The organism is Crocosphaera sp. Alani8, from assembly GCF_038442745.1.
Lineage (GTDB): Bacteria > Cyanobacteriota > Cyanobacteriia > Cyanobacteriales > Microcystaceae > Crocosphaera.
The window spans coordinates 1-10,221 of record NZ_JARVCN010000106.1 but is presented as its reverse complement, the minus strand read 5'-3'; the positions used below and the strand labels follow the sequence as shown (position 1 = coordinate 10,221).

Sequence of the window (10,221 nt, the reverse complement as noted above, 5' to 3'; positions counted from 1 at the left end):
ATATTCTCAAACACTTTGGCTCAAACTATACAATTAATTTTGCTTAGGTACTTATTTCACCTAAGAAAACTTCTGAATCTGTAGAAACTCCATCTTTGGATTCTAAACCAAATCCTGAACCTAAACCAGTAGAGAAACCTACCCTAGAAAGCGATCGCAAACAAAAAATCATGACTCATCTCAATAGTAGTGGTAAGCTGTTAAGCATCTAAACTGCTAGTTGAGACTGCAGGGGAGCAGGGAGAAAGGATTTAAGCGTTTATCCTAAAATTATCAATAAGTGTTTTAAATGCACAATAGCTTAGTAAGTTTGGCAATTTATCTTTAGAAGATTATAAAATAAAAAAAAGAAAGTTGAGGATCATATTCGCAAAAGCTTAGGTTAATAATTTGTGTGGGGATAATTCATTAATTCTCTCTAGTCACTTCTATAATTTCTGTGTATTCAAATTCATTAGGACTTTGTTGAACTAGAGGATAATTAATACCATTCAGATCAATGGTATCTCTTTCACAGTTAGTTTTAGGGGAATAGTAAACTAAAACATATTCTTTTCCAATGAAATCATTAGTTTCTTGTTGAACTTCACCGCGCCATTGTGTTTTTGTGACCATAATAATTAATTGATTGGCTAATTTTGGAATCGATTTTGCTACTTGTCTACGATAAATTTCATCTAAACTACCAAACGGGGAGTCCATAACCACAGGGAAGGTACTACTATCAGGTCCCATTAAGGTATTTTTATTACTCCATTTTCTCACACTATCAATAATACCACCAATAAAAGAAAGGCTTAAAATTTGATTTTCTCCTGTAGATGCTGCAACAGTAACAGATTTTCCTGATGTATTTTCTATTAAGTTTAACTCGTAATTTTGTGTTAATCTAGGAATATAAGGTGTAAAAGAAATAGAATTAAAAATAGCTTGTACTCTTCTTTCTAAAGAGAGACGAAACTGTTTTTCTAAACGACTTCTAACTTCAATTAATCTTTCTCTCGCTTCTCTAGCTACTTCAATTCTTTTATTAGATAAAATTTGCTTCTCTTCTTTCATTTGCTGTTTGTTAATATCTTTATTTACATTCTCTAGTTGCTTTTTAAGGGTAGTTAATTGTTGTTGAATCCCTCCTTGTTCTAGCTGTAGTTCTCGAATATTTTGCTTTATTTGATCCAAAGTTTTTTGTAAGTTTCTAATTTCAACATCGGGGTAGTGACGGAACTTTTGATTAATTTCATCTAATTCTCTTTCAACTCTTGATAAGTCTAGTCTAGATTGTTCGAGTTTAGCTTGTTTTTCATCAACATCTATCCAGAAATTGATAACCTTTTTCTCCATATCATTGACTTGGGATTCTAAACGAATAGCTGATTCTTCGATGGCGGCTATTCCTGCTTTATCCATCCATTGTTTTACCTGTTCGTAATATGAGTTTCCTTCTATTAATTCTTGACCACAAATACAGGTTTGATTTTTCAATAATTGTTCTACAAATTGTTTTTTTATCCCACTGGGTAACTCACCTCGTTGCCGTAAATCAGTAATAATTTTATTGAATTCAGGAATTATATTACTCAAAAAAATCAAATGACCTTGATTAGAAATATAGTTTTTAATCTGTTTTTTTAACTCTTTAATTCCATTCTTTAAGTTATATTCTTCCTTTTCTAGTTTAATTTTTAAGTTTTTTATTTGCTCATTTTTACCTAAGTTTATTAATTGATGTGATACTTCCTGTTGCTGTAATTCTTGAGATTTGATTATTTCTATAATGCTTTCTCTTTTCTCTTGCAATTTACTCATTTCTTGCTCTATTTTCTCTTTTTCTTTAATTCTTTGCCTGATATTAACATCCCCAATAACTTTAAGTTCACCTTCTAAAATTTTTTCTGCTTTTTTGAGATGCTCAATAGAACGATCTAATACTTTTACCCCCAAAAGTTCTTTTGTATCTTCAGCAATACGACTTTTATCATTACTCCGAAAAATATGATCGATATGTTCCCCATCAAAAAAGAAATATTGATGTAAACTTTCTGGCAAAATTCGATTAATAATATCATTAGGCTGTTGTAAAGGAGTATACCAGCGACCATCTTCTTCTGCTATTGACATAAACAATTTGTTTTGGCTGTATTGAATCTTGCCATTTTCGTCTAGGCAAGCATAGCATTGCCGTTTCAATTGGTAACGTTTATGTTCGTGTTCAAAGTAAATTTCTACCCAACAATTCACCGAAGTTCCTATCTCAACCTGCATGATTGCCCGTTTATTAATTAATAATTGAGGAGCAAGAAAAGCTGCAGTAAACTTATCGTATAGAACCCAAGTAAAAGCATTTAATAATGTAGTCTTTCCTGACCCGTTGTTACCATGAATTATGGTAGTGTTTTTCTCCCCTCCTGCCAAATATATTTCTGGAGTTGTACCATAAAATTGTCTAAAATTACACAACTTAATCGATAATAATTTCATTGGATAACTTCTTTAATAATCTGAACGACATCATCATTAATATTGCGTGGTGATCGCTGAGATAGCTTACTTTTTTCTAAAACCAAAATTCGTTCAATAATTTGATAAATTTCTGGAGGTGCAGTAGTGATAGGTTCTTGAACCCGACTAACATTAACTTCTTCATCCATCATCTCTAATTTATTAGTCTTGATTGTTTAAATTATCTCACAAATAAGAAAAAAACCCCATTCAATAACATAAAATGTTATCAAATAGGGAACTTTTTTGGTATTTTACCTTTTAAAAGAAACTTAAACGATAACCACTATTTTGATAGTTGCGATTAGAAGCTAGAGAAAAGTTGGACTGTAGGGTGAGAACAAAATCCTGTGCTGGTTCGATAGCTATCACCGTTGCTTCTCCACCACCGATGATTCCTGCTTCTGGTAAACCCCATCCAGCCAACGTTCCTACTGCAGCCCCTGCTAACACTTCTAACGCATCGATGCGGCGATCTCCTGTTACTCCTGCAATAATAGCAGCCGCCCCTGCTCCTGCTACTGTACCCCCCAAAATTTCTCCCACACTGGCTCCTTCTCGAATAGTCTCGGTTCGAGTCACCACTCTCGAAGTGGCATTAAAGGGATATCTTTGACCGTTAATAATGATTTCCCGAGCAATAAACTGAGATCCACCGTTCACAGGGCGAATATCACCATTTACCTCGCTGCCAGCCGGAATCAATACGTTGCGGTTACCATCACGGATGGTGGCGGCAGTTCTCAGGGTGATAGATAAGGTTTCTTCTGGACTGACTAAAATTCTTTCCCCATTTTGAAACTGCATGGGAATACGGGTTCCAGCAGGAATGGTAACGCTAGTATTGACGGGAGTCGAAGGTTGAGAGGGCCGGGGCAATAATTGGGCAGATGCTGGTTTTAAGCTATAAAATGGGGATATTGCTGTGATTCCCATTAATAAGGCGATCGCACTAGCTATTCCTGATTTACCATTGTTTAAGTTCAACATAATAGACCCTCTTGGATTTAACACCGATAATTGACATGGGATTTATCCTTGATTTCATCATAGGACAGAGTTTCATAGGATGTCAGTCCCATAATTGCAAATAAAGTTTCTTATATAAGTAGAAGAAAAGGGAATTTTGAGCAGTGAGCAGTGAGCCGTGATAGCTGATAGCTGATAGCTGATAGCTGATAGCTGATGACTAAAGATATCTCATAAATTATCCCTAATTCCCATAACAACTTTTGGCTTCAGGATTTGATGAGTATCTTTAACAATAATTTGACCCATTCCTAAAAAATCCCCGATTTCATTGTTAACTCGAATCTGATCAGATGTAGTAATAATATTAAGCGGCTCAATCGCAATTTTTTGCCCTTGAGACCACCGTTTACCTTCTTCTATAGAAAGAGTAATCATAGGTAAATGTTTGAGAAATAACTCTGGTTCACTTAGAGAAAATGTTTCTTGTTCAATTGCTTTTTCTAAGTCTTCTAAACTTAGAGTTTCTGATAGAATCATGCCACAACTTTTAGTTCTTGTTAATGCGGCTAAGGTTCCTCCAACTCCTAACTTCTCCCCCATGTCTCTAGCGATCGCCCGAATATAAGTCCCGGGTCCACATTCAATATTAACCACCAATTCAGGAAATTCTCCTACACACCAGTCTAAAATCTCAATTTTGTCAACCCTGACGGTTCTTACTGGGACTTCCACTGTTTCCCCTTTTCTCGCTAACTCATATAACCGTTTTCCATCTTTCTGAATCGCACTATACATGGGGGGAATTTGCTCAATTTCTCCTATAAACTGGCTTAATAAGGGTTCAATGTCTTCTCTGGTTAAATGAGAGGCTGATTGACGTTCAATAATGTCCCCTTGGAGATCATCGGTGCTGGTTCGGACCCCAAAGCGAATAATCCCTTGATAACCCTTATTTTCTGGTAAAAAGGGCAATAAACGAGTGGCTTTACCTACTGCGATCGGTAAAACTCCTGTGGCTGCTGGATCGAGGGTTCCTCCGTGACCTACCTTTTTTATGTTTAAAAGTCGTCTGACTTTGGCCACGCAGTCATGGGAGGTGAACCCTGACGGTTTATTTAAAGGGATAAATCCAAGCATATAAGTGATAACTGGTAACTGTTCGCTGATAACTCACTAAGGTTTTGTTATCATAAAAGTTAAAGATTAGTAAAGTTTTATTAAGAACCTTGACAGCTAACTTGAAACCTTATCATAAAAGCACTTTAATCCATCAATGGCACGCCTTAGATATTGTTTGGCAAGGGGATCAAGACGCGGTTAGGCGCGGACTTCCCCATGATACCCTATCCCCTGCGTGGCAAATTTTATTACTAGGAGACGGTTCTCCTACCCGTCATTTACAACTGTTGACTACAGAAAAAACAGAAGTTGATCTGATAGATATGTCTCCCATTGGAACAGAGGATGACGGGGCCCCACCGCAAGTTGAAATTATACCGGAACCTCGTTTAAGACGACAGGTATGGTTAAGAACAGCATCGGGACAGAGATTAGCTTACGCTACTTCTTGGTGGGGTGCTAACCATGTGGATGACTATCTACAAAATCGTTCTTTACCTATCTGGGACAGTTTATCACGGTTACACACAGAATTATATCGTGATATCCAAGGGATTTATTATGGTCAGTCTTCTGTATTAGAAAAAGCTTTTCAGGAGAAAGGACCTTTTTGGGGAAGACATTACCTATTTTGGCACGATCGCAAGCCTTTAACTCTCATTTACGAGGTTTTCTCTCCTTACTTATGCAAGTATCTGGGGCCAATGAGTTAGGAGTTTGGGGTTCGGGGTTTGAGAGATTCGCCCCAACTTCCTAAACTTACAAATACTATCTTGAAATGCAAAAAGAGGACTCCCGTTATAGCGTTAGCTTAACGGCGAGATGACTCGCGCGTGCTTTAGGCGAGGAAACCTCGCCAAGTTCGCTCGTCTTTTTGCCAACAAATAAACCGACCAACGGGAAACAGCTTACACGAGTTGACATTGTGTGTAGATTAAGCTAAATTAGGGGAAGTGTTAATAGTAGTCGAACTAATGCGTACCTTGACCTACGAATTCAAGCTAATACCAAACAAGAAGCAAATTGATGTCATTGAATACACCTTAGATGTTTGTCGGTCTGTATGGAATTATGCTTTAAGAAATCGTAAGGATTGGTTAAAATCTAGAAAATCACCTGTTAATGCTTGTTCATTAATTCAGGAATATATCATTTCTCCTGATGCTCCTTATCCTAATTATCACAATCAAGCTAAAGCATTAACAAAAGCTAAGAAAACTAATAACATACTCAAATCAGTAAACGCACAAGTCTTACAACAAGTCTTAAGAACTTTAGACAGAGCTTTTGCTGATATGCAGTCTAAAAAATTAGGGTTTCCTCGCTTTAAAAATAAGTATAGGATGCGCTCTTATGTGTATCCTCAAATGCTAAAAGATTGTGTTAAAGGTAATGAAATTAAATTACCACAATTAGGATGGGTAAAGTTTAGAAAGTCTAGAGAAATACCTGATGAATTTCAGTTAAAGCAAGCTCGTATTGTGAGGAAAGCTAGTGGTTATTTTATAATGCTTTCTTTGCAATTAGATGTCAATATCCCTGATGTTCCGTTTCATGGGCATCCATTAGGAATTGACTTAGGTTTAGATAAGTTCTTAGCTACTTCTGATGGTGAACTTGTAGATAGACCTCGATTCTTAAATCGACTACAACGCAAGCGGAAGTTGCTGCAACGTAGATTAAGGAATAAGAAGAAAGGGTCTAATAATAGACACAAGTTAAACCAGAAAATAGCTAGATTACACCAACGAATTTCTGATACTCGCAAAGATTGGCATTTTAAGTTAGCCCATCACCTTTGTAATCAAGCTCAATCAATATTTATTGAGGATATTGACTTTAGGTCATGGGGCAGAGGGATGCTGTCTAAGCATTGTCTTGATGCTGGTTTTGGACAATTTGTAACCATTCTTAAATGGGTAGCTTGGAAAAGAGATGTTTTTGTGGCTGAGGTTGACAAGAATTTTACATCTCAAATATGTCCTAATTGTGGTTTCCATACAGGCAAGAAAACCCTTGATGTGAGAGAACATAATTGTCCTGAATGTGGTTACAAAACCCATCGAGATGTAGCCGCAGCACAAGTAATCAGAAATCGAGGTCTGGCCCACCTGGAATCTCAGTCCAGGTGGAAAGCAGACCTCAAAGGTGTAGAGGAATATGCGCTAGGGCTTAGCGTATTAGAAAATGCCTGTGGAGATGATGGGACGGGGGGCAAAGCCCTAGTTACCAATCTGTGAAGCAGGAAATCTTAAGCGTGAGTTTAAGAATCCCTCGTTATAGCGACGTAGGAGCTTAACGAGTGGAGTATGTCAACAGCACTTGAGGGTCAATTTTTTTTGCTTCAGCGTGGGTTGCACCCTTTTCCAAAATACCTACTAAGTTATTTAAAGTACGAATCATCGGTGGAATACTAGCTTGATACATGGAAAGTGTCATTGTGTTTGCTCGACTTTTAACTAGGCTCAATCATTTTTAGTTTACAGTTTCTGTTAACCAACCTCAGCAAATTGAGTAAAATAAGTTGATCAAATCAATTATTGGAGCAATGATGTCAAAATTAGTAGAATTAACTTTTATTAGCCTCCTCAGTGTTAACAGTAGTGTTATGGTAACCACAATAGCTAATGCACAACAACCTTTGTATTTAGCTTATCCTCCTAAAAATCATCGAACCACTGCTGAACAAATCTTCTTGATTGGGAGTGCTTCTGCTGCGGGAGATGTGACAGTTAACGGACAAAAAATACAGCGTAGCAGCCAGGGACATTTTGCTCCATCTTTTCCTTTAAAATTGGGTGTTAATCGCTTTGTTTTGCGCCATAATAATCAAACGATTAATTTAACAGTAACTCGTAATTCCACAACACCAAAGATTCCTCAAGGGGGTGGTTTTGCTGATAATTCTTTGTATCCTAATCAATCTATTTCCGTGTTGCCCAATACACCGATTTGTTTTAGTGCGATCGCTTCTCCTAATGCTCAAGTTTCTGTTAATATTGCTAATCAAATCATTCCTTTATTATCCCAAAATAAATCCATAGAACTTCCTGCTAATTCTGCAATTTTAACCGATTCTAACCAACCAATTATTAACTCAGTTACTCACTACGAAGGTTGTGCTAAATTTAATCAAATTGGCAACTTAGGAAATCCTAGTTTTCAATTTAAACTCAATAATCAAACTATGGCTCAAAGAGGAAGAGGTAATGTTAGTATTCTCAACCCCAATCAATTAAAAATTGTTGAAATTATAGCTGATGCTGGTGTTGCGAGAACGGGACCAAGCACCAACTATTCACGTTTAACTCCTTTACCTCAAGGAACCGTTGTATCAGTTATTGGTCGAGAAGGTGAGTGGTTACATCTCGATTATGGTGCCTGGATCAAGGAAAGTGAAACTAGGGGTTTACCTAATTTATCCTCAGCTAAAGCAATTATTAAAAGTGCCAAGTTTTCTAAAAATACAGAAGAAACTAAAGTGACTTTTCCCCTCACTCTACCTGCACCTGCTTCTATTAATCAAATGGGGAATAAAATAACACTAACTTTATACAATACTACTGCTCAAACTGATACAATCCGCTTAGAATACGAACCCCTGATTAAAAGTTTTTCTTGGCAACAAGTAAGTCCTGATAAAATTGAATACTACTTTGAATTAAACTCAGAACAACAATGGGGATATGATCTAAACTACGAAGGGACGAACCTAGTTTTTACCCTGCGTCATCCCCCAAAAATAAACAGCCAAAATAATCAGCCTTTAAAAAATGTTAGAATACTCATAGATCCAGGTCATGGGGGAAACGAATGGGGAGCAAAAGGACCCAATGGTTATCCCGAAAAGTCGGTCAATTTAATCGTTTCTAAGTTATTAAAACAAGAATTATTGAAACGAGGAGCAACAGTTTATATGACCAGAGAAAATGATAAAAATGTTTCTTTACAAGACCGAGTTAAAATGATCAACGAGCTTAAACCTACTATTGCTTTATCCGTTCATTATAACGCCTTACCTGACAATGGAGATGCTGTTAATACCGCAGGAATAGGTATGTTTTGGTATCATCCCCAAGCAGAAGATTTATCAAAGTTTTTACACGATTATTTAGTAGAAAAAGGTCAACGTCCTTCCTATGGAGTCTTCTGGAATAACTTAGCTTTAACCCGTCCCCACACTGCACCTTCTGTACTATTAGAATTAGGATTCATGATCAATCCTACAGAATTTGAATGGATAACAGATGCACAACAACAGGAAAATTTAGCAGTTATTTTAGCCAACGGAATTACAGAATGGTTTGAACAAAAATAATCTGGATACTGGTTGACTGATAACCTACAAACTAATTTTTAGTAAACTTGATATACTAGAGGTGCATTTAATATCTTAACTTGACCTTTAAATCATGAATAGAGTCGATTATCTTCGTATTAGTCTCATCGAGCGCTGTAACTTTCGGTGTCAATATTGTATGCCAGAAGGTGCAGAATTGGACTATGTTCTACGACAAGAATTACTCACTCATGAAGAAATCATTATTTTACTTAAAGAAGTATTTATTCCTCTCGGTTTTTCTAAATTTCGACTAACAGGAGGAGAACCTTTATTACGTCCTGGAATTGTCGATTTAGTTCAGGATATTGCTTCGTTATCAGCAACAGAAGACCTCTCTATGACAACTAATGGCTTTCTTTTATCCACTTTTGCTGAGGACTTATACAAAGCAGGATTAAAGAGAATTAATATTAGTTTAGATTCTTTAAATCCAGAAACTTTTAAAACAATTGTTGGTCACAAAAAAGCAGATATTTGGCATAAAACTTGGGGAGGGATCCAAACGGCTTATGAAGTAGGATTTAATCCTTTGAAGTTGAACATTGTTGTTATTCCTGGGGTCAATGAATCTGAGATTGAAGACTTAGCAGAATTGAGTATTAATAAGAATTGGCATATTCGTTTTATTGAATTTATGCCCATTGGCAACGCAGAACTATTTAGCGATCGCACTTGGGTTCCTTCGGAAGAAATTAGGGAAAAAATAAAACAAAAATGGGGTTTAATTGAAAGTAATATTAAAGGCAATGGTCCAGCAGATGTGTTTAAAATTCCTGGGGCAAAAGGCACTTTAGGATTTATTAGTCAGATGTCAGAATGTTTCTGCGATCGCTGTAATAGAATGCGTTTGTCTGCTGATGGTTGGTTACGCCCTTGTTTATTGAATGAAACGGGACAAATTAACTTAAAAAACTTATTAAGAAACAATGCAACAACAATAGATATTAAAGAAAAAGTTGCTCACTTATTAGCCCTTAAACCTGAAATCAATTATAAAGAGAGAGAGTCAGGAAACGACACAGGAATTTATAACCGTACCATGTCACAAATTGGGGGATAGTTTCTTATTTTCAACAAAATTATCACCAGACAACAAGTAAGTCGTCGGACATCAATATAGTTAACTGTCTTAAGAAATGTAAATCATTTCTCACCCCTTAAGGTGCGCTCTCTCTGCTCCCTTCTCCCTGCTCCCCCGCTCACCTCACAGCAATGCTTATTTTCCTCCAGGTACTTATCTGGCGTGGGGACACAAAAAGCTATAAGCTAGATTTAATAAGGGATATAGC

9 protein-coding genes are annotated in these 10,221 nt (G+C 36.6%); 4 read left to right on the top strand and 5 right to left on the bottom strand.

Annotated features, from left to right (window positions below):
* Positions 1-408: 408 nt before the first annotated feature.
* The 4 genes from P9B04_RS07620 to truB all read right to left on the bottom strand — a co-directional run bounded on the left by P9B04_RS07620 (position 409) and on the right by truB (position 4,608).
* Positions 409-2,478 carry an AAA family ATPase gene (locus tag P9B04_RS07620; protein WP_342054393.1) on the bottom strand — a complete coding sequence of 690 codons (2,070 nt, stop codon included), beginning with the start codon at positions 2,476-2,478 and terminating at the stop codon, positions 409-411.
* The gene (locus tag P9B04_RS07615; RefSeq protein ID WP_342054395.1) at positions 2,475-2,651 is read right to left on the bottom strand and encodes a hypothetical protein; all 177 of its coding nucleotides are present in this window, start codon (positions 2,649-2,651) and stop codon (positions 2,475-2,477) included. Before P9B04_RS07615 ends, P9B04_RS07620 begins: the two co-directional genes overlap by 4 nt.
* Before the next feature lie 109 nt (positions 2,652-2,760).
* The gene (locus P9B04_RS07610) at positions 2,761-3,489 is read right to left on the bottom strand and encodes a hypothetical protein (RefSeq protein ID WP_342054392.1); all 729 of its coding nucleotides are present in this window, start codon (positions 3,487-3,489) and stop codon (positions 2,761-2,763) included.
* A 210-nt stretch (positions 3,490-3,699) separates the two neighbouring features.
* The gene (truB, locus tag P9B04_RS07605) at positions 3,700-4,608 is read right to left on the bottom strand and encodes a tRNA pseudouridine(55) synthase TruB (RefSeq protein WP_342054391.1); all 909 of its coding nucleotides are present in this window, start codon (positions 4,606-4,608) and stop codon (positions 3,700-3,702) included.
* Between the two features lie 89 nt (positions 4,609-4,697).
* Between truB and P9B04_RS07600 the strand changes: the two genes are divergently transcribed.
* Both P9B04_RS07600 and P9B04_RS07595 read left to right on the top strand, forming a co-directional pair.
* On the top strand, positions 4,698-5,303 hold the full coding sequence (locus P9B04_RS07600; protein WP_342054390.1) for a chorismate lyase: 606 nt from the start codon (positions 4,698-4,700) through the stop codon (positions 5,301-5,303).
* 240 nt (positions 5,304-5,543) lie between these two features.
* Complete coding sequence (locus tag P9B04_RS07595) at positions 5,544-6,830, top strand: RNA-guided endonuclease InsQ/TnpB family protein (RefSeq protein ID WP_342054389.1); 1,287 nt, start codon at positions 5,544-5,546, stop codon at positions 6,828-6,830.
* A gap of 55 nt (positions 6,831-6,885) precedes the next feature.
* On the opposite strand, the gene P9B04_RS07590 is transcribed toward P9B04_RS07595, so the two are convergent.
* The gene (locus tag P9B04_RS07590; protein ID WP_342054388.1) at positions 6,886-7,029 is read right to left on the bottom strand and encodes a DUF1993 family protein; all 144 of its coding nucleotides are present in this window, start codon (positions 7,027-7,029) and stop codon (positions 6,886-6,888) included.
* 112 nt (positions 7,030-7,141) lie between these two features.
* On the opposite strand from P9B04_RS07590, the gene P9B04_RS07585 reads away from it, so the two are divergent.
* The gene (locus tag P9B04_RS07585) at positions 7,142-8,908 is read left to right on the top strand and encodes an N-acetylmuramoyl-L-alanine amidase (RefSeq protein ID WP_342054394.1); all 1,767 of its coding nucleotides are present in this window, start codon (positions 7,142-7,144) and stop codon (positions 8,906-8,908) included.
* Positions 8,909-9,002: 94 nt separating this feature from the next.
* On the top strand, positions 9,003-9,992 hold the full coding sequence (moaA, locus tag P9B04_RS07580; protein ID WP_342054387.1) for a GTP 3',8-cyclase MoaA: 990 nt from the start codon (positions 9,003-9,005) through the stop codon (positions 9,990-9,992).
* The last annotated feature ends 229 nt before the right edge of the window (positions 9,993-10,221 follow it).